21 protein-coding genes are annotated in these 24,584 nt (G+C 64.8%); 16 read left to right on the top strand and 5 right to left on the bottom strand.

Features of this window, described 5'->3' with window-relative positions; translation table 11 throughout:
- Positions 1 to 25: 25 nt before the first annotated feature.
- Complete coding sequence (locus tag NLM15_RS36515) at positions 26 to 1,495, bottom strand: mannitol dehydrogenase family protein (RefSeq protein ID WP_254122768.1); 1,470 nt, start codon at positions 1,493 to 1,495, stop codon at positions 26 to 28.
- A gap of 142 nt (positions 1,496 to 1,637) precedes the next feature.
- On the opposite strand from NLM15_RS36515, the gene NLM15_RS36510 reads away from it, so the two are divergent.
- The 6 genes from NLM15_RS36510 (at position 1,638) to uxuA (ending at position 7,855) form a co-directional block, all read left to right on the top strand.
- Complete coding sequence (locus NLM15_RS36510; RefSeq protein ID WP_254122766.1) at positions 1,638 to 2,450, top strand: FadR/GntR family transcriptional regulator; 813 nt, start codon at positions 1,638 to 1,640, stop codon at positions 2,448 to 2,450.
- 89 nt (positions 2,451 to 2,539) lie between these two features.
- The gene (locus NLM15_RS36505; RefSeq protein ID WP_254124596.1) at positions 2,540 to 3,499 is read left to right on the top strand and encodes a sialic acid TRAP transporter substrate-binding protein SiaP; all 960 of its coding nucleotides are present in this window, start codon (positions 2,540 to 2,542) and stop codon (positions 3,497 to 3,499) included.
- Positions 3,500 to 3,613: 114 nt separating this feature from the next.
- Positions 3,614 to 4,192 (top strand): TRAP transporter small permease, encoded by a 579-nt coding sequence (locus tag NLM15_RS36500; RefSeq protein ID WP_254122764.1) that lies wholly within the window; start codon positions 3,614 to 3,616, stop codon positions 4,190 to 4,192.
- A gap of 4 nt (positions 4,193 to 4,196) precedes the next feature.
- The gene (locus tag NLM15_RS36495) at positions 4,197 to 5,603 is read left to right on the top strand and encodes a TRAP transporter large permease (protein WP_254122762.1); all 1,407 of its coding nucleotides are present in this window, start codon (positions 4,197 to 4,199) and stop codon (positions 5,601 to 5,603) included.
- Positions 5,600 to 6,649, top strand: a complete 1,050-nt coding sequence (locus NLM15_RS36490; RefSeq protein WP_254122760.1) for an L-idonate 5-dehydrogenase — start codon at positions 5,600 to 5,602, stop codon at positions 6,647 to 6,649. The genes NLM15_RS36495 and NLM15_RS36490 overlap by 4 nt, the downstream gene beginning before the upstream one ends.
- A gap of 15 nt (positions 6,650 to 6,664) precedes the next feature.
- Positions 6,665 to 7,855, top strand: a complete 1,191-nt coding sequence (gene uxuA / locus NLM15_RS36485; RefSeq protein ID WP_254122758.1) for a mannonate dehydratase — start codon at positions 6,665 to 6,667, stop codon at positions 7,853 to 7,855.
- Positions 7,856 to 7,979: 124 nt separating this feature from the next.
- Here the strand turns inward: uxuA and NLM15_RS36480 are convergent, their stop codons facing one another.
- Positions 7,980 to 8,918, bottom strand: coding sequence for a LysR family transcriptional regulator (locus NLM15_RS36480; RefSeq protein ID WP_254122756.1), 939 nt, complete (start codon positions 8,916 to 8,918; stop codon positions 7,980 to 7,982).
- 211 nt (positions 8,919 to 9,129) lie between these two features.
- Here NLM15_RS36480 and NLM15_RS36475 point away from each other — a divergent pair, with 211 nt between their 5' ends.
- From NLM15_RS36475 to NLM15_RS36450, 6 genes are all read left to right on the top strand, one after another.
- A complete protein-coding gene (locus NLM15_RS36475) occupies positions 9,130 to 10,209 on the top strand; it encodes an ABC transporter ATP-binding protein (protein ID WP_254122754.1) in 1,080 nt (359 codons plus the stop codon).
- A gap of 35 nt (positions 10,210 to 10,244) precedes the next feature.
- Positions 10,245 to 10,961, top strand: coding sequence for an HAD family hydrolase (locus NLM15_RS36470; protein ID WP_254122753.1), 717 nt, complete (start codon positions 10,245 to 10,247; stop codon positions 10,959 to 10,961).
- Between the two features lie 16 nt (positions 10,962 to 10,977).
- The gene (locus NLM15_RS36465; RefSeq protein ID WP_254122752.1) at positions 10,978 to 12,285 is read left to right on the top strand and encodes an FAD-binding oxidoreductase; all 1,308 of its coding nucleotides are present in this window, start codon (positions 10,978 to 10,980) and stop codon (positions 12,283 to 12,285) included.
- A gap of 22 nt (positions 12,286 to 12,307) precedes the next feature.
- The gene (locus NLM15_RS36460) at positions 12,308 to 13,354 is read left to right on the top strand and encodes an ABC transporter substrate-binding protein (RefSeq protein WP_254122751.1); all 1,047 of its coding nucleotides are present in this window, start codon (positions 12,308 to 12,310) and stop codon (positions 13,352 to 13,354) included.
- A gap of 72 nt (positions 13,355 to 13,426) precedes the next feature.
- Positions 13,427 to 14,239, top strand: coding sequence for an ABC transporter permease (locus NLM15_RS36455; protein ID WP_254124594.1), 813 nt, complete (start codon positions 13,427 to 13,429; stop codon positions 14,237 to 14,239).
- Positions 14,236 to 15,021: an ABC transporter permease gene (locus tag NLM15_RS36450; protein WP_254122750.1), complete on the top strand. Its 786-nt coding sequence runs from the start codon at positions 14,236 to 14,238 to the stop codon at positions 15,019 to 15,021. Before NLM15_RS36455 ends, NLM15_RS36450 begins: the two co-directional genes overlap by 4 nt.
- Positions 15,022 to 15,059: 38 nt before the next feature.
- Here NLM15_RS36450 and NLM15_RS36445 read toward each other — a convergent pair whose 3' ends face one another.
- Both NLM15_RS36445 and NLM15_RS36440 read right to left on the bottom strand, forming a co-directional pair.
- Positions 15,060 to 16,235 (bottom strand): IS481 family transposase, encoded by a 1,176-nt coding sequence (locus tag NLM15_RS36445; RefSeq protein ID WP_254115031.1) that lies wholly within the window; start codon positions 16,233 to 16,235, stop codon positions 15,060 to 15,062.
- Positions 16,236 to 16,432: 197 nt separating this feature from the next.
- Positions 16,433 to 17,083, bottom strand: coding sequence for a TetR/AcrR family transcriptional regulator (locus tag NLM15_RS36440; RefSeq protein WP_254122749.1), 651 nt, complete (start codon positions 17,081 to 17,083; stop codon positions 16,433 to 16,435).
- Between the two features lie 207 nt (positions 17,084 to 17,290).
- Here NLM15_RS36440 and NLM15_RS36435 point away from each other — a divergent pair, with 207 nt between their 5' ends.
- Genes NLM15_RS36435 through NLM15_RS36425 form a run of 3 tightly spaced genes read left to right on the top strand, consistent with a single transcriptional unit; the run spans position 17,291 to position 21,824 of the window.
- Entirely contained in the window at positions 17,291 to 18,631 is a 1,341-nt protein-coding gene (locus NLM15_RS36435; RefSeq protein ID WP_254122748.1) for an MFS transporter, read from the top strand.
- 19 nt (positions 18,632 to 18,650) lie between these two features.
- Positions 18,651 to 20,135, top strand: a complete 1,485-nt coding sequence (locus NLM15_RS36430) for a carboxylesterase family protein (protein WP_254122746.1) — start codon at positions 18,651 to 18,653, stop codon at positions 20,133 to 20,135.
- Positions 20,136 to 20,159: 24 nt separating this feature from the next.
- Positions 20,160 to 21,824, top strand: coding sequence for a carboxylesterase/lipase family protein (locus tag NLM15_RS36425; RefSeq protein WP_254122744.1), 1,665 nt, complete (start codon positions 20,160 to 20,162; stop codon positions 21,822 to 21,824).
- A 67-nt stretch (positions 21,825 to 21,891) separates the two neighbouring features.
- Here NLM15_RS36425 and NLM15_RS36420 read toward each other — a convergent pair whose 3' ends face one another.
- A complete protein-coding gene (locus NLM15_RS36420; RefSeq protein WP_254122742.1) occupies positions 21,892 to 23,589 on the bottom strand; it encodes a GMC family oxidoreductase in 1,698 nt (565 codons plus the stop codon).
- A 247-nt stretch (positions 23,590 to 23,836) separates the two neighbouring features.
- Between NLM15_RS36420 and NLM15_RS36415 the strand changes: the two genes are divergently transcribed.
- Positions 23,837 to 24,583: a metallophosphoesterase gene (locus NLM15_RS36415; protein WP_254122740.1), complete on the top strand. Its 747-nt coding sequence runs from the start codon at positions 23,837 to 23,839 to the stop codon at positions 24,581 to 24,583.
- The last annotated feature ends 1 nt before the right edge of the window (position 24,584 follow it).

Raw genomic sequence — 24,584 nt, 5'->3', positions numbered from 1 at the left:
CAGTGCAGCATTGCCTGCTTTGTGATCACGCCGAAACATGCGTCTCCACGGCACGCCGCGCGCCATCCTGATAGAGACGGCCCAGCGCTGCGGTTACGGCCTCGCGCAGGCGCGGATCGGCGCCGAATGGACCGAACACTTTTTCCACGCCAAGCAATTTGGGCGCGAGCTTCTCGGCGACGGGACCGGCCTCGCGCGCCAGCGCGGCGAACTCGGCGGCGAGCGGATCGCGCACGTCGATCGCGCGGCCCTGCTCGTCGAGCGCGGTGACGTAGCGCATCCAGCCGGCCACGGCGAGCGCATGCGTCGCGATCGGCAGGTTCTTGGCGAGGCGATCCTGCATCGCGCCGAGCAGGCGCTGCGGCAGCTTTTGCGACCCGTCCATCGCGATCTGCCAGGTGCGGTGATGCAACGCCGGATTGGCGAAGCGCTTGAGCAGCGAAGCACGGTAGGCGGAAAGATCAGTGCCAGCAGGCATCGTCAGCGTCACCGCGGCCTCTTCCATCACCTGCGCGGCGAGACGGGCGAAATGCGGATCCTGCATGGTGTCGGCGATGGTCTCGTAGCCTGAGAGATAGCCGAGATAGGCCAGCGCGGAATGGCTGGCGTTGAGCAGCCGCAGCTTCATCAGCTCGAACGGCTTGACGTCGGTGACTAGCTCGACGCCCGCGGCGGCGAGATCGGGCCGGCCTGCCGTAAACCGGTCCTCGACCACCCATTGCGTGAAGGGTTCGGTCATGACCGGCCAGGCGTCGCGCAGGCCGAGAGCGTTCGAGACCGCATCGCGGTCCGCGTCCGTCGTCTCCGGCACGATGCGGTCGACCATGGTCGAGGGGAAGGCGGCCGTGTCGGCAATCCACTTGCCGAGATCCCTGGAGCGGAGCGCAGCGAACTGCGTCACGATCCGCTGCACCGTGTGGCCGTTGGCGGCGAGGTTGTCGCAGCACAGCACCGTGAAGGGCGGAAGTCCCTGTGCGCGGCGGCGCGCCAGCGCGGCCACGATGAAGCCCGGCGCCGAGCGCGGCGCGTCGAGATTGTTGAGATCGTGCACGACATCAGGATGCCGCTCGTCGAGATCGCCGGTCTGCGGCGTGTGGCAATAGCCCTTCTCGGTGACCGTGAGCGAGACGATGCGGATGGACGGATCGGCCATCCGCTCGACCAGCGCCGCCGGATTCTCGCGCGCGACGACGCTGTCGAGCAGCGCGCCGATCACGCGGTGCTCGGTGCCTTCGGCGGCACGTACGGCCACCGTATAGAGATGATCCTGTGGAGAGAGGGCGTTGCGCGTATCCGGGCTGCGCAGGCTCGCGCCGACGATGCCCCATGACGCGGCGCCGGTGGCGAGGCAGTCGTCGATGACGACCGCTTGATGAGCGCGATGAAACGCGCCGAGGCCGAGATGCACGATACCGGGCGTAACGCGCGACCGGTCATAGGCCGGGCGGCGGATAGCCGGCGGCAACAGGTCGAGATTGGCGCGGCCAAGGCGCATGGACGTCTCCCCTTGCTTTGCTGCTGCTTGACATGGCACCTGTCCTCGGTCAATGCTCCGGTCAATTGGTAAGACCAATTTTTCAAAATTGGCGGGCCGCCGGGGGTGCCTCCCCTGCGAGACCCTTTCGGGGAGGACCAGCGTGCCGCTGGAAGCTGTGGAGGCGAGACGGCTTTATCGCCAGGTCGCCGATCAATTGCGAAGCCTGATCGACAGCGGCGAGTACGCGGTCGGCAGCCGCTTGCCGACCGAACGTGAGCTCGCCGAGCAGCTGAAGATCTCGCGCCCGACGGTGCGCGAAGCCCTTATTGCGCTCGAGGTGGAGGGGCGCGTCCGCATCCGCGTCGGTTCCGGCATCTACGTGACCGAGCCCGCGGATGCCGCGCCCGCGCTTCCGGCCTCCGGCATCGAAGGTCCGTTCGAGCTGCTGCGCGCCCGCGAATTCCTCGAAAGCGCCATTGCAGAGCAGGCCGCGCGTGTGGCGACGAAGGACGACGTCGCGCGCATCGATGCCTCCCTTGTCGCGATGGAGAATGTCGAGCATCCCGGCGAAGCCTCGATGGTGCACGACCGGGCCTTCCATGTCGCGATCGCCGGAAGTCTCGGCAATGCCGTTCTGGTGCGCGTGGTCGGCGAGCTGTTCGACCAGCGTCTCAATCCCTATTTCGCGCAGCTTGCGCATTATTTCGAAAGCCCGGGCACCTGGCGCACGGCGCTCGACGAGCACCGCGCCGTGCGTGATGCGATTGCGGCGCGCGATCCGGACGCCGCGCGCGAGGCCATGCGCACTCATCTGGCGCGTTCCCAGGAGCGCTTTGCACAGAACTTCGGTGCCGAGAACGCGGCGGGATCGTCTTCCGGGCGCAGCCGCACGGAGCGATCACCGGCCAAGCCATCAAAACCGAAACCTGCACCGAAGAAGCGGGCTGCGAGCAGCGGCGCACGGCGGCGATGAGATTGAGCGGCCCGTATCCACTTCGGGACGGGTGAACAAGAAGCAGACTTTAGTCAGTGGAGGATAAGTCAGTGTTGAAGAAGATGACGATGGTGCTCGCGACGTCGGTCGCGGCAATGTTCGCGGCGACCAATCCCGGCATGGCGCAGACCAAGCTCAAATGGGCCCATGTCTACGAGACCTCGGAGCCGTTCCACACCGCGTCGGTCTGGGCCGCGCAGGAGATCGGCAAGCGCACCAACGGGCGCTATTCGGTCGACGTCTATCCGGCCTCGCAGCTCGGCAAGGAGGCCGACATCAACCAGGGCCTTTCGCTCGGCTCTGTCGACATCATCATCTCCGGCTCGAGCTTCGCGGCCAAGAGCTTTCCGCCGATCGGCGTGACCTATTATCCCTATACGTTCCGCGATGCCGATCATCTCCTCGCCTACACCAAGAGCGATATCTTCAAGGAACTCGCCAAGGGCTATGAGGACAAGAGCGGCCACCACATCGTCGCGGTGACCTATTACGGCGTGCGCCAGACCTCGTCGAACAAGCCGATCAAGACCTGCGCCGACCTCAAGGGTCTGAAGATGCGCGTGCCCGACGTTCCGGCTTACCTGGCGATGCCGCGTGCCTGCGGCGCCAACACCGCGCCGATCGCGTTCGCCGAAGTCTATCTCGCGCTCCAGAACGGCACTGTCGAGGCGCAGGAGAATCCGCTGACGACGATCGAAGCCAAGAAGTTCTACGAGGTGCAGAAGCACATCGTGCTGACCGGTCATATCGTCGACCATCTCAACACTGTGGTGGCGGGCGCGCTCTGGAAGAAGCTCAGCGACGAGGACAAGAAGATCTTCACCGACGTCGCACAGGAGGCCGCCGCCAAGGCGACCGGCGAGATCAAGCAGAACGAGGCCAAGCTGGTGTCCTTCTTCAAGGAGAAGGGCCTGACCGTGACCGAGGTCGACAAGAACGAGTTCCGCGACACCGTGCTGAAGAACGTTCCGTTCGAGACTTTCGGCTATCGCAAGGCCGACTGGGAACGCATCCAGGCGGTGAAGTGACGACGTAGTCGTCATCCCGGGGCGGTCCGTAGGACCGAGCCCGGGATCTCGAGGTTCCGGGTCTGGTGCTGAGGCACCATCCCGGAACGACGGAGCCAGTTTGAGGAGTAACCCATGTCCACCGCCGAAGTGCACCGGCAGATCACCGGGGACGAAATCGCCCATACCTTCGAGGAGGAGGCGACGCCGAAGGTCGATCTCGGCGTCTACGCTTTCGAGGACTGGGTGGCGCTCGCGATCTTCTGGGTGATGGCGCTCGCCGTCTTCCTCCAGTTCTTCACCCGCTACGTGCTCAACGACAGCTATGCCTGGACCGAGGAGATCGCGACCTACTGCCTGATCGGCGTGGTCTTCATCGGCTCCTCGATGTGCGTACGGCTGTCGCGGCACATCCAGGTCGACCTGATCTACCGCTATCTGCCGCAACCCGTGGGGCGCACGCTGTCGACCGCGATCGACCTGATTCGGATCGCCTTCTTCGGCTACGCCATCAAGCTGGTCTGGGTCTACATCCAGATCATCGGCGATGAGTCCATGACCACGATCAATCTTCCCAAGGACTACGTCTACTACGCCGTGCTGCTCGGCTTCGTGCTGATGTTCGCACGCTCGGTGCAGGTCGCGGTGCAGAACTGGCGGCAAGGCTACTCGGTCCTCGAACGCCCCGGCGCCTACGACGGATCGGAAGGATAACATCATGCTGCTGTTGCTTGGAGGCTTTCTCATTCTGATGCTGCTCGGCGTTCCCGTGGCGATTGCCATGGCCGCGTCGTCGCTGCTCTACATCCTGGTCAGCGGCGTGACGCCCGACGTCACGCTGGCGCAGCGCATGATCGCGGGCGTCGAGAGCTTTCCGCTGCTCGCCGTGCCGTTCTTCATCCTGGCCGGCAATCTCATGAACATTGCCGGCGTCACCGGCCGCATCTACAAGTTCGCGGTCGCGCTGGTCGGCTGGATGCGCGGCGGCCTCGGCCACGTCAACATCATCGGCTCGGTGATCTTCTCCGGTATGTCCGGCACCGCGATCGCAGACGCCGCCGGGCTCGGCACCATCGAGATCAAGGCGATGAAGGACCACGGCTACTCCACCGAGTTCTCGGTCGGAGTCACCGCGGCGTCGGCGACACTCGGGCCGATCATCCCGCCGTCGCTGCCCTTCGTGATCTATGGCATGATGGCCAACGTCTCGATCGGCGCACTGTTCCTGGGCGGCGTCATTCCCGGCATCGTCCTGACGTTGTTCATGATGGCCACCGTCACCTACTTTGCGCACAAGAACAAATGGGGCAGCGATACACCCTTCTCATGGCCGCAGCTCGGCTCAGCCGGCCTCGAGATCCTCATCGTGCTGGCGTTCCCGCTTTCGATCTGGCTGATGGTGCTTGCCGGCATGTCGGTCAACATGGCTGTGGTCATCGGTCTCGGCACGCTGCTCGCGATCGACTGGTATTTTGACTTCTCGGCGGTGATGGCGCTGATGGCGCCGGTGATCCTGATCGGTGGCATGACGCTCGGCTGGTTCACGCCGACAGAAGCCGCGGTTGCCGCGGTGATCTGGTCGCTGTTCCTCGGTCTCGTGCGCTACCGCACCATGACGCTGAAGACGGTCGCGAAGGCGACCTTCGACACGATCGAGACCACGGCCTCGGTGCTGTTCATCGTCACGGCGGCCTCGATCTTCGCCTGGCTGCTGACGGTGTCGCAGGCAGCCCAGATGCTCTCGGACTGGATGCTCAGTATCACCCACAACAAATGGGTGTTTCTGGCGCTCGCCAACGTCCTGATCCTGTTCGTCGGCTGCTTCATCGACACCACGGCGGCGATCACCATTCTGGTGCCGATCCTGCTGCCGATCGTGCTCAAGCTCGGCATCGATCCGATCCATTTCGGTCTGATCATGACGTTGAACCTGATGATCGGCCTGCTGCATCCGCCGCTCGGCATGGTGCTGTTCGTGCTCGCCCGCGTGGCAAAGCTCTCGGTCGAGCGCACGACGGTTGCGATCCTGCCCTGGCTGGTGCCGCTGATGCTCGCGCTGATCGCGATCACCTACATTCCCGAACTGACCCTCTGGCTGCCAAAATACATGGGACTTTCCAAATGACCTCTACCGCTCTCGCCGCAACCCTGTTTGGCCCCGAAGATCTGCGTATGATCGAGCATCCGCTCGACAAGCTCGCGGACGGCATGGTGCGCATCCGCTTCGGTGCCGGCGGCATCTGCGGCTCGGACATGCACTATTTCCGTCATGCCCGGACCGGAGATTTCGTAGTGAAGTCGCCGCTCGTGCTCGGCCATGAGATCTCGGGCGAGGTCGTGGAGATTTCCGGCTCCGCGGCGAACCTCAAGGTCGGCGACCGTGTCGCCGTCAATCCGTCGCGCTGGTGCGGCCATTGCGTCGCCTGCCGCGAGGGCCGCCCGAACCTCTGCGAGAACATCTACTTCATGGGCTCGGCCTCGAAGACGCCGCACATGCAGGGCGGTTTCGCCAATTATTTCGACGCGATCCCGGCGCAGTGCGTGAAGATTCCCGATCACGTGTCGTATCAGGCCGCGGCCCTCGCCGAGCCGCTCGCGGTCTGCCTGCACGCAGTGGCGCGCGCCGGCAACATCGAGGGCAAGCGCGGCATTATCTTTGGCGCCGGTCCGATCGGGCTTCTGACCATGCTCGCCGCGCACCGCGCCGGCATGGCCGACGTCACGGTCGCCGACATCGCGCCGGCACCGCTGGCCTTCGCGACCCGGCTCGGCGCGTCGCATGTCGAGAATGTTGCGGGCGGTGAGGATGGCCTGAAGGCGCAGGCGGCGTCGCGTCCCTACGACGTCGCGTTCGAGGTCTCGGGCACGGCCGCGGGGCTTGCGAGCGCGATCGGCATCGTCAGACGCGGCGGTGTGGTGGTGCAGATCGGCAATCTGCCGGGTGGCCAGATCCCGACGCCGTCGAATGCGGTGATGGCAAAGGAGATCGACCTGCGCGGCTCGTTCCGCTTCGGGCTCGAGTTCCTGACGGCGGTGGAGCTGATCGGCGCCGGCAGCGTCGACGTGCTGTCGCTGGTCACCGCCGAGCGGCCGCTGTCGACTGCGCCGGACGCATTGCGGCTCGCGCTCGACCGCTCGCAGAGCGTCAAGGTCGTGTTGACCGCGAATTGATTGGAGGGAACTCCCATGATGCTAGAGGGATGGCGCTGGTACGGGCCAGATGATCCGGTCTCGCTCGATGATGTCAGGCAGGCCGGGGCGACCGATATCGTCTCGGCGCTGCATCAGGTGCCGATCGGGGAAGCCTGGACGCGCAAGGCGGTCGAGGAGCGCAAGAATTTCATCGAGAACGGCCAGCCCGGCCGCTCGCAACTGACCTGGTCGGTGGTGGAATCGATTCCGATCCCCGACGACGTCAAACGGCTCGGCGGCAAGGCGACAAAGTCCATCGAGGCCTGGATCGCGAGCCTGGAGGCGGTCGCTGCCGCCGGCATCAAGGTCATCTGCTACAATTTCATGCCCGTGGTCGACTGGTGCCGCACCGATCTTGAATGGGAGCTGCCGAACGGCGCCCGCGCCATGCGCTTCGACCAGGACCGCTTTGCGGCATTCGAGCTGCATATCCTCAAGCGCCCCGCCGCCGTGCAGGACTATTCGCCCGAGCAGCAGGCGCGCGCAAAAGCGCTATTCGACCAGATGAGCCAGGCCGATATCGACTACCTCGTCATGGTCATCGCCAGCGCGTTGCCCGGTTCGACCACCGAGCCGATGACGATCCCGCAATTCCGCGACCGGCTTGAGACCTATCGCGACATCACGCCGAAGATCCTGCGGCAGCATCTCGCCGAGTTCCTGGGGCGCGTCGCGCCGGTTGCCGAGCGACTCGGGGTTTCGCTGACGCTGCATCCGGACGATCCGCCGCGGCCGCTGTTCGGCCTGCCGCGCATTGCCTCGTCCGCCGACGACTATCAGGCGCTGTTCGATGCCGTGCCGTCGAAGGCCAACGGCATCTGCCTGTGCACGGGCTCGCTCGGCGTGCGCGCGGAGAACAACCTGCCCGCGATGGCCGAACGCTTCGGCCCGCGCATCGCGTTTGCGCATCTGCGCGCGACCAAGCGTGAGGCCGACGGCCTGTCCTTCTACGAGTCCGATCATCTCGACGGCGACGTCGACATGGTCGCGGTGTTGAAGGCGCTTTTGAAAGAGAACGCGCGGCGCGCGCCCGACAAGCGAATCGTGTTCCGTCCCGATCACGGCCACCGTATGCTCGATGATCTCGCCGCCACCAAGCGCACCAATCCCGGCTACACCGCCATCGGCCGCCTGCGCGGCCTCGCCGAACTCCGCGGCGCGATCCGCGCGATCGAGCATCGGTAGGAGCCGAAGCTCCATCCATGCCGTCATTGCGAGCGTAGCGAAGCAATCCAGGGTCTTTCCACGGAGGGATTCTGGATTGCTTCGCTACGCTCGCAATGACGGGGAGGGAGAAGAGCCTCCCCGCTCAATAACACGCCGCCATCGCGTCGAGCTTCGGATAGAGCCGATCGATCGCGGCGATCTCGCTTTTCATCTGCGCGATGATCCAGTCGCGGATTTCGGCGGCGATGGGGCGCATCGGCCGGTTGCGCGGCGGCAGAAATTCGCAGATGCGCCGCGTGGTGGTCAGCCGGTCGGAGGCCGGCACCAGCGCGCCGGTCAATAACCAGTGCGAGGCCACCGTCAGCCAGCCGAGCGCGATGCCCTGGCCGAGCAGGGCGGCCTGCATCACGACGGCATAGTCGGTGAAGCTCAGCGCCTTGGCCGCACCGCGGCGGCCGGTGAGCAGCGAGGCGTAGTCCGCGGCCCAGTCGCCCGGCGTCTCGGCGAGGCGAATGATGGTGTTGCCTTCGGTGGGATCGGTCTCGCCGAGATAACCGGGGCTGCACATCGGCAGCATCACTTCCTTCATCACCAGCGTGCCGCCGGATGACGGCTCGTCGCGGTCGCGAAAGCGCATGCCGAGATCGACATTCTCCACCGGCCCGCGCAGCGCGCCGGAGATGAGCTGGAAGCGCAGATCGACCTCGGGAAATTGCTTCTGGAGCTTGTCGATGCGCGGCATCAGCCAGTGCGTGGTGAAGGCGGAGGAGACCGAGAGCGTCACCGTCTCGGTGCCCTTGCGGCGCCGCTCGATCTCGACGAGCCCGGTCTCGATGCTGCGAAAGCCCTCCAGCACGCGCCGATAAAGCAGCTCGCCTTCCTCGGTGAGCACCGCGCGGCCCGCCTTGCGGTCGAACAGGCGGACGCCGAGATGCTCCTCGAATTGGCCGAGCATCCGGCTCACCGCGGGCTGCGTGACGTTCAATTCAGCCGCCGCCGCTGTGAAGCTGCCATTGCGCGCCGCTGCGTCGAAGACGAACAGGGCGTTACTCGAGGGCAGCATCCGGCGCAACTCTGGCATAACGCCATGTTATGGGCGCGGTGAGAATTTGGCAATTGCCGGATTTTGCCAAGTCTGTTGTCATTGGCATGACAGCCTAAAGACAGGCCTTGCGAGAGAAGAGATGGTGCGGTGCACGCCTCGATCGCGAGTGCGTCAACTACCCTGTCTATAAAGCAGGCTTATGGCGCGCAGTGAGGCACGCCAGCTAGGGACATGGCGAGGTCGATCGTTGGATAAACGAGCGGAAAGCGTCGAGATCAGGTCCGCGAGCAAGGCGTACGGCGCCGTTCGCGCCCTCGACGACGTCTCCCTCAATGTCGGCGCCGGCGAGTTCGTCTCGCTGCTCGGTCCCTCCGGCTCCGGCAAGACCACGTTGCTCGGCATCCTGGGCGGCTTCATCCTGCCCTCGAGCGGAACGATCCTGTTCGGCGGCCGTGACGTCACCTGGATGCCGCCGCACAAGCGCGACATTGGCGTTGTGTTCCAGAACTACGCGCTGTTCCCGCATATGAGCGTCGGCGAGAACGTCGCCTTTCCTCTGCGTGCGCGCCGCCTGCCGAAAGCGAATTGGCCGGACAAGGTGCGGGCGGCGCTCGCGATGGTCGGGCTCGCCGGTTATGAGGGGCGCGGCATCGCACAGCTCTCCGGCGGCCAGCGCCAGCGCGTCGCGCTCGCGCGCGCCATGATCTTCGAGCCGCGCCTGATCCTGATGGACGAGCCGCTTTCCGCGCTCGACAAGCAGCTCCGCGAATCCATGCAGATCGAGCTGCGCGCGCTGCACCGGCGCATCGGCGCCACCATCATCTATGTCACCCATGACCAGCGCGAGGCGCTGACCATGAGCGACCGCGTCGCCGTGATGAAGGACGGCCGGCTGATCCAGATCGACCAGCCCGAGCGGTTGCACGATCATCCCGCGGATTCCTTTGTCGCCAGCTTCATCGGTGAAGCCACGATGCTGCCGGTTCACCGTGTCGATGCCTCCAGCGTCGCGCTCGGCAACGCGCTGCTGCGCAGCGCCCGCGCCATTCCCTCCGGTGACGCCCTGATGCTCGCCGTGCACAGCGAAAAGCTGCTGATCGACGACGGCGCGCAGGATGCCGCCTGCAACCGCCTGACCGGGACGGTCACCGACATCGTCTACCAGGGCGAGAGCCTGCGCATCTTCCTGGCGCTCACTGATGGCATCGCGCTCAGCCTGCGCCAGCCGAGCTATCACCAGGCCTACAGCCGGATCCCGCCGCTTGGCGGCAGTCTCACCGTCACCCTCCACCCCGAGGACACCATCGTCGTGCCCAGGGTGGACTGAAGCCAGCCTTGTTCAACCGAGAGAAGAAGCCAAAAATGTCGTCAGCAGCCTCGTTCAGCAATTTCAAGGTTCTCACCTTCGACGTCGTCGGCACCTTGATCGATTTCGAGACCGGCGTGCTCTCCGCGGTGCGCCGGATCTCGGGCAAGACACCGGCCGAGCTCAGCGACGACGTGATCTTCGAATCCTACAAGCGTGGCCGCGACAAGCATTATGAGCGTTCGAGCGAGGTGATGTTCCACGTCTATCGCTATCTCGCCACGGAACTCGGGCTGCCGGCTGACGATGCATCCTGCGACGTGTTCCAGCTCGCCGTGCTGCGCTGGGGGCCGTTCGCGGATTCGGTCGAGGCGCTCAAGCGCCTGCGGACGAAGTTCCGCCTGGTGGCGATGACCAATGCGGACCGCGTCGCGCTCTCCTGCTACGCGCACGCGCTCGGCAATCCCTTCGACGACACTGTCTGCGCCGACGACACCGGCGTTGCCAAGCCGAACCCGGAGTTCTTCGCCTACAACAAGGGGCGCCAGTCAGCCTTCGGCTACAAGCAGTCCGACATCCTGCACGTTGCGCAGAGCCAGTACCACGACATCGGGATCGCGCGACAACTCGGTTACAAGGTGTGCTGGATCGAGCGCCGCCAGGGCATCGCCGGTTTTGGCGGCACGCCGGCGGTGGAGACGCTGACCAAGCCGGACTTCCATTTCCCGACGCTGAAGGCGCTGGCCGACGCGGCCATCGGGCCTGCGATCTAAATCCGTGAGTGCGGGCATGACACGAGACTGGAGCGCGCTGCCATCGGCCAACTCGCTGTGGGAAGCCACGGCGGAGCCGGCACGTGCGTTTCCCGTCCTGTCAGGCGAGCATCAGGCAGATGTGGTGATCATCGGGGCGGGCTACACAGGCCTCTCCGCCGCGCATCACATCGCCAAGAGCGGATTGTCGCCGGTCGTGCTGGAAGCGAACCGCCCGGGCTGGGGTGCGAGCGGGCGCAATGGCGGCGTGATCACCGCAAAATTCCGCCTGTCGTTCCGCGAGATCGATGCCGTGCATGGCCGCGCCATGGCACGGCGGATGTATGAGATCGCGCATGAATCGACCGACATGGTCGAGGAGCTGGTCTCGGAGTTCGGCATCACCAGCGCGAACCTGACCCGCACGGGGCAGGTCAAGGCCGCGCATAACGAGACGACGCTCAAGGCCGCGATCGACGAAGCCAACTGGATGACGCGCGAGATGGGTTCTGCCGAGGTCCGCATCCTCGACAAGACCGGCGTGCGCGAGGAGACCGGTTCCGACATCTTTGTCGGCGGCGTGCTCAATCCCGGCTCGGGCGGGATCCATCCTCTGAATTATCTGCGCGGCCTTGCAAATGGCGTCGCGAGCCGCGGTGTCCCGATCTTCCAGGAATCGCCGGTGGTGAGGCTGCGGCGCGATAGCGGCGGTATCGTCGCCGAAACGCCGCAAGGTGCGGTGCGCGCAAAACAGGCGATCATCGCCACCAACAGTTATTCCGACCTCACCGATGCAACCGCGCACATGCAGCGGACGCTGATCCCGTTCCGCAGCGCCATGGTTGCGACCGAGCAGCTGCCGCGCAATCTCGCTGGAAAGCTGATGCCGACGGGGCGCACCTACACCGAGACCAAGCGCATGATGCGCTGGTTCCGCATGGTCGACAATCGCGTCATCTTTGGCGGGCGCGGCGCCTTCGGCAAGCAGGACTCGCAAGCCGCATTCGACGCGCTGCGCAAGGCGATGGTCGGCATCTTCCCGGATCTGGCCGACGTTCCGCTCGCATATAAATGGTCGGGCCTCGTGGCGATGACGCTGGACTCGGTGCCGCATATCGGCCGGATCGACGACCGCACGCTGGTCTCGATGGGCTACAACGGCGCCGGCGTTGCGATGTCGAGCCTGATGGGTCGCTATCTCGCCGCCTTCGTGCGTGGCGAGTCGCCCGATGTCGGCCTGCTCGATGTCAAGCGCATGAAGACGATCCCGTTCTATCCACTGCGCGAGCCCGCCGTGCGCATGGTCGCCGGCTGGTATCAGTTTCTCGATGCGATCGGTCAATAAGATTGATTTGGAGGAGGTGAGGATGACGATGAAGCAGAAGTTTGGATTGAGCTGCGCGCTGCTGGGTGCGATCGGATTGACCAGTGCGGCTGATGCCGCCGAGCAGATCACCTTCGTCTCGCAAGGTGGCGCCTATCAGCAGGCGCAGACGGTGGCGATCCTCGATCCTTCCGCCAAGAAGCTCGGCATCACCATCAACCAGGATTCCATCCCCGACGCCTGGCCCGCGATCAAGACGCAGGTCGGCAGCGGCAAGCCGATCTGGGATGTCGTCGACACCCCGACCGGCAACTGCCTGCGTGGCGGCGAGCAGGGGCTGATCGAGAAGCTCGACTTCTCGAAGATTCCGAACGGCGCGGCGATGCCGGAGGCCTATCGCAGTCCCTATTCGGTATCCTATGAATTCTATTCCAGCGTGCTGTCCTACAGCCAGAAGACGTTCCCAAAGGACGCGCCGAACAGCTGGGCCGATTTCTGGGACGTCAAGAAATTCCCCGGCCGCCGCGCCCTGCGCAACCACCCGTTCGCCACGCTCGAGGCGGCACTGATGGCCGACGGCGTCGCGCCGGACAAGCTTTATCCGCTCGACGTCGATCGCGCCTTCAAGAAGCTGGAGGAGATCAAGCCGCACATCACGGTGTGGTGGACCTCGGGCGCGCAGTCGGCGCAGCTGCTCAACGACGGTGAGGTCGACATGGAGATGGCCTGGAACGGCCGCGTCAGCGCGGTCGCGAAGGAGGGCGCCAAGGTCGCCTTCACCTACAATCAGGGTATCCTGCAGAGCACCTCGCTCTGCATCCTCAAGGGCGCGCCGAATCTCGCCACCGCGGTGAAATTCCTCAACGAGGCCGTCGATCCCGTGCACCAGGCCAATCTGCCGCTCAACATCGATTACGGCCCGGGCAATCCCAAGGCGTTCGAGACCGGCGTGATCAAGCCCGAGCGCGCCGCTCAATTGCCGAGCGAGCCGGCCAATGCGGCCAAGCAGGCGCTGATGTCCTACGCCTGGTGGTCCTCGCCCGCGGGCGAAGCCGCCGAGAAGCGTTGGGCGTCGTTCATGCAGAAGTAAGCGAGCGAGGCAGCGTTGACGACATCCGTGCCCGATCCATCGCAAAAGCATCAGCGCCGCGAGCACGGCCTGATGCTGGCATTGGTGTCGCCGGCGCTGCTGGTGATCTTGGCTCTGATCGTGCTGCCGGTCGGCTGGCTCGCCTGGCAGTCGATCTACCATGACGGCTTCACGCTGGAGAACTACCGCCGCGTCTTCACCGAAGAGATCTACTGGCGCAGCTTTGCGCTGACCTTCGAGATCAGCCTCGCGGTCACATTGATCGCGCTGCTGCTCGGCTATCCCGTGGCCTACCTCGCCAATGCGGTGCCGAAGGGGTGGAGCATCCTCATCCTGTCGCTGGTGGTGCTGCCGTTCTGGACCAGCGTGCTGGTGCGCGCCTACGCCTGGCTGGCGCTGCTCCAGCGCACCGGCGTGATCAATCAGTTCCTGCGCTATCTCGACGTGATCAGCGAGCCGCTTGCGCTGGTTCACAACACCTTCGGCACGGTGGTTGCGACCGTGCACATCCTGCTGCCGTTCATGGTGCTGCCGCTCTATGCCACCATGCAGAAGATCCCCGGCGATCTGATGCAGGCCGGCGCGAGCCTGGGCGCAAGCCCGTCGCTGACATTCTTCCGCGTGTTCCTGCCGCTGTCGTTGCCGGGCGTGCTCGCCGGCTGCACCATGGTGTTCGTGCTCTGCCTCGGCTTCTACATCACGCCGGAGCTGCTCGGTGGCGGCCGCACGGTGATGGTGTCGATGCTGGTGAGCCGCAATGTCGAGCTCTACAACCAGTTTGGTGCCGCGAGCGCCGTCGCGGTCGTGCTGCTCGCCAGCGTGCTCCTGATCTTCTTCGCCGTCAGCCGCTTCATTTCGCTCGATCGCGTGCTGGGGCAAAAATGATGCGCGCCTCGCCCGCACGGATCTTCCTCTATGTGATCAGCGCGCTGGTGCTGGTCTATCTGATCCTTCCCGTCCTGATCATTGCGCCCATCTCGTTCTCGAGCGCGCGCTTTTTGACGTTCCCGCCGCCGTCGTTCTCGCTGCGCTGGTACCAGCAATATTTCGCCAACCCGGCCTGGATGCAGGCGACGCGGGTGACGCTGACGGTCGCGTTCCTGACCGTCTTGATCGCAACGCCGTGCGGGGTCGCCGCCGCCTATGCGATCAGCCAGTCGAAGCTGCGCATCATGCGCGTCATCCATATGGCACTGCTCCTGCCGCTGGTGGTGCCGATCATCATCACTGCGGTCGGCATCTTCTTCGTCTATGCAAAAGTCGGCCTGGTCGCGACCATGCCCGGCCTCGTGCTGGCAAACGTGATGCTCGGCTTGCCCTACGTCGTCATCTCGGTGCTGGCGGGCTTGCAAAGCTTCGACCCGGCGCAGGAGATGGTGGCCCGTAGCCTCGGCATGAACCGCCTGCGCAGCTTCTTCGCGGTGACGCTGCCGCAGATCAAGTCCAGCGTGGTCGCGGGCGGCATCTTCGCTTTCATCTCGGCGATGGACGAGACCATCGTCGCGCTATTCATCTCCGGCGGCCAGTATCAGCCCCTGACCAAGCGCATGTTCACCGCGCTCCGCGACGAGATCGATCCGACCATCGCCGCGATCTCGACGCTGATGACGGCGGCCTCCTTCATGCTGGTGCTGCTGGCGAGCGCGCGGCAGAAGCGGAGTGGGTGAGGGGGCTGCATTCTCGGTGTCATCGCCCGACTTGATGTTTAGTCCGGAGACATAGCTGACACCTGTTCGGACACATCACTGACAGGTTGGGCGTTGGTCAAGTCGATGGATGCGACCTGCCAGCTGGCGAAGAAGATTCCGTAGTGGCCGTCACGATCCAGCGGTCGGATGGCGAGACGTTCGCGTGCGAAAGCCTGGGGAACTTTCCAGAAGCGCCCCTTGAAGGAGATGTAGGGTCTTGTCGATGAGACCCTGCGCACGATCTCGCCGCTGTCATACGCGACGTTCGGAACGCGGGCCGGCATGGCACGGGCACTTGGCCGGAAGCGATCGGCAGGGACGTGCATATCCAGGCCCTCGTGGGGCCGCTCCAGATTGTAGACCGGCCGCCAGGCATCGAAGGCACGCTGGACTTCCGGGAGGGTGCGGAAGCGGCGCATGGCAAAGACCTCGGCCTTCAGGGTGCGATGGAAGCGTTCGTTCTTGCCGCGGGCCTGTGGATGGCACGGCCTGGCATGGACCACCCTGACGCCAAGCTTGAGCAGCCACACCTTCAGTCCGGTCCAACGAATGCCGGACGTGTCGCCCCAGGGTGAGCCGTTGTCGGTGTAGAAGGCCTCCGGCAGGCCATAGCAGCGGAACGTCGCCGTCAGGTGATCCTGCACGGTCAGACGCTGCTCGTCGGCACAGGCCTTCAGGCACAGAACATAGCGCGAGTGATCGTCGACGATTGTGAGCGGATGGCAGCGCGTTCCGTTGGCGAGCGGCAGGTGCCCCTTGAAGTCCATCTGCCACAGCAGGTTGGGAGCTTCCTTCTCGAAGCGGTGCCCCGGATTTGGCGGTGCATTCTCGCTGGGGCTGACCCGGCCGTTCCGGCACAGGATCTGGTGCACCGTTGACGGCACAGGCACCGTCTGCCCGCCCCGCTTCAGGCAATGGGCGATCTTCCGCGCTCCCCAGGCCGGATGCTTGTCGCGCACAGCCAGAACCTGCGTCTCGACCGCGGGCTCACTCCGCCTGGGCATCGCGTGCGGGCGCCGCGAGCGGTCGGCCAGCTCCCGATCACCGGCCTGCCAGCGCGCCAGCCACTTGTAGCCAACATCAGGACTGATGTTGAACCGGCGGCAGAGCTCGCGCCGATTGGCTCCCTCTTGCAAAGCAAGCCGCACAAACTCGTGGCGCTGATCCATTACTGACACCTCATTCCAAGGCATGGACGGCCTCCCGAATCGGACCAATCCAGCCAATGTTGATGTGTCAGCTATGTCTCCGAACACCCGTCAGTGATCTGTCCGGGCTAAACACTTGATCGGGCGATCCAGTACGCCGAGACGGTAGTGATTGGGCGAGAAGCCGCGGCGTACTGGATTCCCCGCTTTCGCGGGGAACGACAGTGAGTGTGTAGCGGCAGCTAAGCCTTCGCCCCCAACCACGCCAAAATCATCTCCACGATCTGCGTCCGGCTCTTCGCCAGCACCCTGGGCTCGCTGAGGTCGCGGTCGAACAGGGCGCCGAAGGTATGGCGGTTGGCGACGCGGAAGAAGCAGTAGGAGGAGATGGCGAGGTGCAGGTCGATGGCGTCGACGTCGTCGCGGAAGGCGCCCTCGTCGCGGCCGCGCTTCAGGATGCCGTCGAGTGTCGCGATCACGCTGGCGTTGAGCTGGCGCAGTTGCAAATTCTGCTTCAGGTGCTTGCCGTGGTGGATGTTCTCGATGCTGACGAGGCGGATGAAGTTCGGGTTGCGCTCGTCATGGTCGAAGGTCGCCTCGATCAGCCGGCGCAATCCCTCGCGGGCGTCGCAGCTTTCGATGTCGAGCTGGTCCTCAAGCGCGCGGATGCTGCGATAGGCCTCCTCCAGCACCGCGAGGTAGAGCTGCTCCTTGCCGCCGAAATAGTAGTAGATCATCCGCTTCGACGTGCGCGTTCGTGCCGCGATCGCATCGACGCGGGCGCCGGAATAGCCCTCCGAGGCGAATTCGGCCATCGCCACTTCGAGGATGTCGCGCTTGGTGCGCTCGGGATCGTTGGTGCGCTTCGATGGGGGCGGCATGCGCTCGAGCATTGCTGTTTCTCCCGCCAGTTTCCATGGATCGCCTTGAAGGTGAAGGCAAATTTCGCCTGTTCAGGCATCGATCCAAAGCGTATTGCGTAAACGTACTAGTTCGTACATTATGGATCCAAACCAAGGTTGCGGCAACAAGAACCAGAAAATGCTCGCAGGGCGACCGCCCGACGCGAGCCGCAACGGACACATGGGGAGGAGAATTCAATGACGTTGACGTCAACCGCACCGCTGCAGGCGTCGTCCAGCGCAGAAGCTACGCCGAACAAGCTGCCCAAGCGCGCTGCGCTGGTCAGCTTCGTCGGCAGCATGCTCGAATACTACGACTTCTTCATCTACGGCACCGCGGCGGCGCTGATCTTTCCAAAAGTTTTCTTCGCCAATGTCGATCCCTCGACCGCGACGCTGCTCGCGCTGCTCTCCTTCGGCATCGGCTATATCGCGCGCCCGGTCGGCGCCGTCATTCTCGGCCATTTCGGCGACCGCATCGGCCGCAAGACGGTGTTGCTGTTCACGCTGGTGCTGATGGGCGGCTCGACGCTCGCGATCGGCCTGTTGCCGGACGCCAAGGCGATCGGCAATGCCGCGCCTGTCATCCTGACGCTGCTGCGCCTTTTGCAGGGCCTCTCGGCGGCCGGCGAGCAGAGCGGGGCGAACTCGCTGACGCTGGAGCATTCCGCCAATTCCAACCGCGCCTTCTTCACGAGCTGGACGCTGAGCGGCACCCAGGCCGGTGCGATCCTCGCAACGCTGGTGTTCATCCCGGTGTCGAGCCTGCCTGAGGACCAACTGCTGAGCTGGGGCTGGCGCGTTCCATTCCTGCTGTCGTTCGTCGTTCTGGTCGTTGCCTATCTGGTGCGGCGAACCATGCCGGAAACGCCTGTCTTCGAGGACATCAAGGACAAGGCGCAGGTGGCGCGCTTCCCGGTCGTCGCGCTGCTGCGCGATTACTGGCCCGACGTGCTGCGGGTCATCGTCTGCGCGCTGATCGCGACCGTGAGCACCATGACCGCCGTGTTCGCGCTCGGCTATGCCACCAGCAAGTTCGGCGTGGCGCGTCCGACCATGCTGTGGGCCGGCGTGCTGGGCAATGTCACCGCGCTGATCACCCAGCCGCTGTGGGCCCTGCTGGCCGACAAGATCGGCCGCAAGCCGGTGTTCATCGGCGGCGTGCTCGGCTGCGCCGTGCTGGTGTTCCCGTACTTCATGCTGGTGACGTCGGGGAATACGCTGGCGATCTTCGCCGCGGCGATGGTCCTCTCGGGCGTCATCTACGCCGCGCCGAACGCGATCTGGCCGTCCTTCTATGCCGAGATGTTCGAGGCGCGCGTGCGCTATTCCGGCACCGCGATCGGCACGCAGCTCGGCTTCCTCGCCGCCGGCTTCACGCCGCTGGTGAGCGCGAGCCTGGTCGGCGAGGGGCCGAACGGCTGGGTTCCCGTTGCGACCTTCGTTGCCTGCTGCTGCGTGATCTCGGCAGCGGCGGCGGCGACCGCGCGCGAGACGCACAAGGTCGACATCGCCGACCTCGGCAGGCAGCGTGGTTGACAGCAGAGGTGACGATCGCATGTTGACGAATGCAGTTCCGACCACGAGCGGGCCGGTTCTCGGTGCCGAGCAGAACGGAGTACGTGCGTTCAAGGGCGTACCGTTCGCAACTGCGCAGCGCTTTGCCAAGCCGGCGCCGCCGCGCGGGTGGACGGAGCCGCGGCAATGCACGGACTACGGCACTTACGCGCCGCAGCCCGGCCATCTCGATGCGGACGAGGCAACCTGTCTCAGCCTGAACATCTGGTCGCCGGCGGGGCCAGATCGCCCGCTGCCGGTCAAGTTCTTCATCCATGGCGGCGCCTTCGTCACCGGCGGCGGCGCCGATTACGACGGCTCCTTCCTCGCCGCGCACGGTCCGGCCGTGATCGTTACCATCAACTACAGGCTCGGGCCGCTCGGCTTCCTGCAACTGCATCGCCATGGCTTTGAGGAGGCCAACAACCTCGCCATGTTGGACGCGCTTGCCGCGCTCGACTGGGTGCGCGCCAACATCGCCAATTTTGGCGGCGATCCGGATGCGATCACGTTGTCCGGTCAGTCCGCCGGTGCTTCGATCGTGATTGCGCTTGCCACCCTGCCGCAAGCTCGAGGCAAGTTCATCCGTGCCCTCGCGCTCAGTGCGCCCGGGCGCAACATCATGAGCGCCGATCATGCCGACGACGTCGCGCGCCGCGTGCTCGACGAGCTCGAATTCGCAGGCGATCCCAGCGCGATCACGGCTGTGCCGCTGCCAAAGCTGTTCGCGGCTATGGAGCGCGTCGGCCGCAGGCTCGCGGACGAGACGGAGCAGGGTACCGTGCTCGGTCCCGTGCTCGACGGCACGGTGATCCCGCGCGAGCCGCGCGATGTCTTTGCCGACGGGACCTTGCGCGACATTCCGCTCTGGCTCGGCTCCTGCCGCGACGAGATGGTGATGTTCCTGAAGAGCACGCCACCTGCAGCAATGATCCGCACCACCGAGCGGCAGGTGCGCGCGGCGTTTGGCGATGCCGGCTGGTGCCGCCTGCTGTCCTATTACCGCGCCACCGCGCGTCTCGACGAGGATCCGTACGAGGCGCTGCTCTCGGATGCGTTCTGGCATCGCCCGATGGCCGATCTCGCGCGGCTTCATGCTGCGGCGGGTGGCGCGGCGTGGCTGAGCCGGTTCGACCATCGTCCGGCGCTGGAGCCGTTCCTGTCGCAGGGACCGACCCATGGCGCGGACAACGCGTGCCTGTGGGCGCACCTGCCTGATTTCATCGACCGCCCGATCCTCAAGCGCAAGGGCGGACCGATGACGCCCGCCGATATCGATGTGGCGGCGCGGTTTCAGGCGGGTGTGCTGCGCTTCGTCGCGACCGGTATGCCGGATGTCGCGGAAGCCTGGCCGCGGTTCGAGCCGGCCAAGGAGCCGCTCGCAATCTTCGGCCAGCCGTTCCATATTGTGCCTCACAATGAAGGCGCGCGCTTCCGCGTGTGGGCGGAACTGACAGAACAGTCCCGTTCCGAAGCGGTGGCCTGACAAGAAAAGCAAAGGGGAGATCAGATGGGCGTTTCAGACAGTGGGCGCGTGCTCTCGCGCGCGGTTCTCGCGATAGCCTCAATCCTCTCATTGCTGGCGGTCGAGCCGGCGCCGGCGCAGATCGTCGCGACGCCGATCCCGGAAGATCCCGTCAGCATCGACAGCGGCGCTGTCTCCGGCAAGGTGCTGCCATCCGGCATGAAGGCCTATTTCGGTATCCCCTATGCTGCGCCACCGCTCGGCGACCTGCGCTGGCGCGAGCCGCAGAAGGTCGAGACCTGGAAGGGCGTCTATCATGCCGACCGGCTGGCACCGGAGTGCATCCAGGTGCTGCGCCGGCACAATCTCAATCATTATTTCGGCGAGGAGGCGACCAGCGAGAACTGCCTCTATCTCAACATCTGGGCGAGCCCGGATGCGAAATCGGGCGCGAAACTGCCGGTCGTGGTCTGGATCTATGGCGGCGGCTTCACGCTCGGTTCCAGCGGCATGGCGATGTATGACGGCGAGAACGTTGCGAAGAAGGGCACGATCTTCGTCAGCTTCAATTATCGCGTCGGCATTTTGGGCAATCTCGCCCATCCCGAGCTAACCGCGGAATCGCCGCACCGTGCCTCCGGCAATTATGGCCTGATGGACCAGATCGCGGCCCTGCAATGGATCAAGCGCAACATTGCGACGTTCGGCGGCGATCCCGACAGCGTCACCATCACCGGACAGTCCGCGGGCGCCATGTCGGTGTCCGCGCTGGAGGCGAGCCCGCTGGCGAAGGGCCTGTTCCATCGCGGGTTCGCGATGAGTCTGAGCATGTTCGACAATCGCTTCAAATTCCCGGCGCTGCCGGCCGCCGAGAAGATCGGCCTCGAGGTGCAGACGGCGCTCGGCGCGTCCTCGCTCGCCGAGATGCGGCTGATCCAGGCCGACAAGATTCTTGCGATCCAGAAGGATTGCCAGCTCGGCTGCGCCGGAACGATCGCGGTCACGCCCGACATCGACGGCTACGTCCTGCCCGATACCGTGCCGAACATCTTTGCCGCCGGGAAGCAGAACGACGTCGCAACTGTCGCAGGCTTCACCAGCGACGAAAGTTCTAACGATCTCCGCACCGCGGCCAATCTGGAAGGCTACGTCGCGGCTGCGCGAAAACTCTATGGCGACCAAGCCGACCGCTTCCTCGCGCTCTATCCGGCGAAGACTGACGAAGAGGCCAAGGCGATGGGCCTGCTCGCCGCGCGCGAGGGGCTGGTCGAGATCGGCACGCGCAACTGGGCTATGGCGCAGTCGAAGAACGGCAAGGCGCCGTTCTACATGTACATGTTCTCGCGGGTGCACCCGTTCGCGAAGGACGTGCAGTTCTTCGACAGTCCGCAGAAAATCGGCGCCTACCACACGTCCGACGTGCCCTATTGGTTCGGGACCCAGGACTCCTTCAACAGGTTTCGTACCACGCGGGTCTGGACCGAATTCGATCGCGCAATGTCCGAACGCATGATGGATACGCTGGTCGCGTTCGCGCGAACCGGCAATCCCGGCACGTCGGCGACGCCGTGGCCGCAGTGGGCTCCGGATACCCAGAAATATGTTGAGTTCGGCGACGATAGCGGTGTGCGCGAGGAGAACCGCGCGCGCCTCGACTTCCACACGCCGGCGAACGTCACGCCCTCGACACCGCGAGTCTCGCGGGACTGAAGCCCCGCCGGCATCATGGCCGGGCTCGTTGTCCCGGCCATCCAGTTCTTGTCTCGAACGTCACGGCTCACTGCACCATCGCCGCCGCGATCTTCTCCGCCGACATCAGCACCGGGAAATTGGTGTTGGCGCAAGGCACCACCGGGAAGATAGAGGCGTCGACGACGCGCAGACCCTGGATGCCCTTGACGCGGCCCTGATTGTCGACCACCGCCATCGGATCGTCGGCCCGGCCCATGCGGCACGAGCACGAGGCGTGCCAGACGCCGATGGTCGCCTTGCGGACGAAGGCTTCGAGCGCCTCGTCGTCGTTCATCACGTCATCGAAGGTGAAACCTTCGACCACGAAATTGTCGATCAGATAGTGCCGCAGCGCGGCCGGTCCGTCCATCAAGGTTGCGGCGATCTTGGTCAGGATCCTGTTCTTGGTATTGACCACGCCGATCTTGCGGACCTTGTCGGTGTAGGCGGCCGGGAACGGCTTGTCCGTCACCGTCTTCACGACGTCGCTCATCTGCACGGCCGCCATCTTGCGGAAGCCGCTCATCAGGCGATCGAGGTCGCGCCGGTCGGACAGCAAATTGAACTCGACGATCGGCTCGGCCGCGGGATCGCGCGAGGCAAGCTTGACCTGCCCGGTCTCGGAATAGGTCTTGTTGACGAAGGTCAGCAGCGAGCCGATCTGCTCGCCCACCGCGTGCCAGGCCGATTTGCTGAGCAGGACGACGAACATGTCGCCCTTCGGTACGCCTGACAGCCCGGACGAATAACGCAGGCCAAGCTGCATGTGACGCCTGGTGTGCTCGTTCATGCGTGCGCCGCGGCGGACAAAGGACGACAGCGAGATCGAGGGATGGTCCATCAGGCGCTGGCCGACGCCCGCCAGCCCCATTAGGACGGGAATGCCCATATCCTTGAGGTGGCCGACCGGGCCGATGCCGGCGCGCAACAGATGCGCCGGCGAGTGGATCGCGCCGCTGGAGAGGATGATCTCGCGGCCGCGGAACTCCTGTTCGCGTCCGTCGACCACAGCCTTCACGCCGACGCATTGCGTGCCCTCGAACAGCAACTCCCGAACCTGCGTGTTGGTGGAGATCGTGAGATTGGCGCGCTTGCGCGTGTCGCGGTCGAGATAGCCCATCGCGGCCGAGACGCGTTGCTCGGCCTGGTTGGAATGCGTCACCGGGAAGAAGCCGTCGACGAACTCGCCGTTCTGGTCGGGCAGGAACTGATGCCCCGCCTGCTGGAAGGCCTCGGCGAATGCCTGCGAATGCCGCGTCCAGTGCTCCCGCGGAATTCTGCGGACCGGAATTCGGCCGTCCTTGCCGTGGTACGGCCCGTCGAAGTCGAGGTCGCGTTCGACCTTCTTGAAGTAGGGCAGCACGTCCTTCCAGCGCCAGCCTTCGGCACCCCGCGCGTCCCATTCATCATAGTCGGTCGGCGCACCGCGATTGGCCATCTGGCCGTTGATCGACGAGCCGCCGCCCAGCACGCGCGCCTGCTCGTATTTGCGTAAGGGCGGACGCCCTTCGTTCGGATTGTTGTGGCTGACGATTTGCGTCGTGACCTTGAGATCGGTCCAGTGGAAGCGCGGGTCGAAATAGGCTGTGCCGGGATAGCTGTCCCTGATCTCGGCGGGCTCGTTGCCCGGCGGTGTGTCCTGTCCGGCTTCGCACAGCAGGACCTTGTTGGCGCTCTTCGCGGAGAGCCGGTGGGCCAGCACGGACCCCGCCGAGCCGCCGCCCACGATGATGAAGTCGTACACGATTGGCGTTTCCTCTTGTTCTTGTACGGTGAGCCTAGCGGGTTATTGCCTGGAGGTCACGCCGCCACTGTCCGACAGTTCGCAACTCGCATCGCTTGCCCGGCCACCTTGAGTGTGTAATTCTTCCGTCAGCGCCGATTTGATCCTCAGCTTGCGGGCGCTTCTATAAATGCAGCTAAAGAGAACCGCCAGTCCTGCATTATCCCGCATCGCGTGAATCGTCGGCCATCTCGAACGGGAGGGTCACATGAAGTTTGCTGCCATCGCGGATGTACACGGGAATCGACCTGCACTTGAAGCCGTCCTTGCGGACATCGCCACGCTCGGCATCGACGAGGTCGTGAACCTCGGCGACCATGTCAGCGGTCCGCTGGAAGCGGCCCGAACCGCAGATTTGCTGATGGAGCGGGGCTTTCCGTCCATACAAGGTGATCAGGATCGAATCCTGCTGGAGCTCCGGCAGGCCGGCACTTCGGCGCGCAGCGATTTTCGTGAGCTCGAGCGCAAGCATTTCGAGTGGATGGCCAGCATGCCATCCACGCTCACGTACCAGGAACGGGTCTTCCTGTGCCATGGATCGCCAAGGGATGACGCTGCTTTCTGGCTCGACCACATCGCCGGCGACGGCTGTGCGCGTCCGAGCGGGATTGACGCTATCGAGGCCGAAGCCGAGGGGATCGACGCCGAGATGATCCTGTGCGCACACACGCACATTCCGAGGGTGCTGCGTCTGAGAGATGGCCGGCTGGTTGTCAATCCCGGCAGCGTTGGATTGCCCGGCTATGACGGGAAATTGCCCGTTCCCTACGTCGTCGAGGTCGGCACGCCGCATGCGTGCTACGCAATTCTGGAGTATGCCCGAGGAGGCTGGCTCGCGACCATCCGCTATGTGCCCTATGACACCACGGCCATGGCCGCACTGGCACGCAGCAAGGGCATGCTCGTTTGGGCGAGCGCGATCGCGACGGGGTGGGTGCGAGGCGGAGACAGATAGC

Source organism: Bradyrhizobium sp. CCGB20 (assembly GCF_024199855.1).
GTDB lineage: Bacteria > Pseudomonadota > Alphaproteobacteria > Rhizobiales > Xanthobacteraceae > Bradyrhizobium.
Note: the sequence above shows the minus strand (reverse complement) of the source record. Positions and strands in the feature narration are given on the sequence as shown.

Coding starts and splice junctions, on each gene's coding strand:
- NLM15_RS36500 (WP_254122764.1), top strand. CDS start 3,614: ATGTCCACCGCCGAAGTGCACCGGCAGATCACCGGGGACGAAATCGCC.
- NLM15_RS36415 (WP_254122740.1), top strand. CDS start 23,837: ATGAAGTTTGCTGCCATCGCGGATGTACACGGGAATCGACCTGCACTT.
- NLM15_RS36465 (WP_254122752.1), top strand. CDS start 10,978: ATGACACGAGACTGGAGCGCGCTGCCATCGGCCAACTCGCTGTGGGAA.
- NLM15_RS36430 (WP_254122746.1), top strand. CDS start 18,651: ATGTTGACGAATGCAGTTCCGACCACGAGCGGGCCGGTTCTCGGTGCC.
- NLM15_RS36505 (WP_254124596.1), top strand. CDS start 2,540: ATGGTGCTCGCGACGTCGGTCGCGGCAATGTTCGCGGCGACCAATCCC.
- NLM15_RS36495 (WP_254122762.1), top strand. CDS start 4,197: ATGCTGCTGTTGCTTGGAGGCTTTCTCATTCTGATGCTGCTCGGCGTT.
- NLM15_RS36445 (WP_254115031.1), bottom strand. CDS start 16,235: ATGCCTTGGAATGAGGTGTCAGTAATGGATCAGCGCCACGAGTTTGTG.
- NLM15_RS36480 (WP_254122756.1), bottom strand. CDS start 8,918: ATGCCAGAGTTGCGCCGGATGCTGCCCTCGAGTAACGCCCTGTTCGTC.
- NLM15_RS36470 (WP_254122753.1), top strand. CDS start 10,245: ATGTCGTCAGCAGCCTCGTTCAGCAATTTCAAGGTTCTCACCTTCGAC.
- NLM15_RS36425 (WP_254122744.1), top strand. CDS start 20,160: ATGGGCGTTTCAGACAGTGGGCGCGTGCTCTCGCGCGCGGTTCTCGCG.
- NLM15_RS36460 (WP_254122751.1), top strand. CDS start 12,308: ATGACGATGAAGCAGAAGTTTGGATTGAGCTGCGCGCTGCTGGGTGCG.
- NLM15_RS36440 (WP_254122749.1), bottom strand. CDS start 17,083: ATGCTCGAGCGCATGCCGCCCCCATCGAAGCGCACCAACGATCCCGAG.
- uxuA (WP_254122758.1), top strand. CDS start 6,665: ATGATGCTAGAGGGATGGCGCTGGTACGGGCCAGATGATCCGGTCTCG.
- NLM15_RS36435 (WP_254122748.1), top strand. CDS start 17,291: ATGACGTTGACGTCAACCGCACCGCTGCAGGCGTCGTCCAGCGCAGAA.
- NLM15_RS36455 (WP_254124594.1), top strand. CDS start 13,427: ATGCTGGCATTGGTGTCGCCGGCGCTGCTGGTGATCTTGGCTCTGATC.
- NLM15_RS36515 (WP_254122768.1), bottom strand. CDS start 1,495: ATGCGCCTTGGCCGCGCCAATCTCGACCTGTTGCCGCCGGCTATCCGC.
- NLM15_RS36450 (WP_254122750.1), top strand. CDS start 14,236: ATGATGCGCGCCTCGCCCGCACGGATCTTCCTCTATGTGATCAGCGCG.
- NLM15_RS36490 (WP_254122760.1), top strand. CDS start 5,600: ATGACCTCTACCGCTCTCGCCGCAACCCTGTTTGGCCCCGAAGATCTG.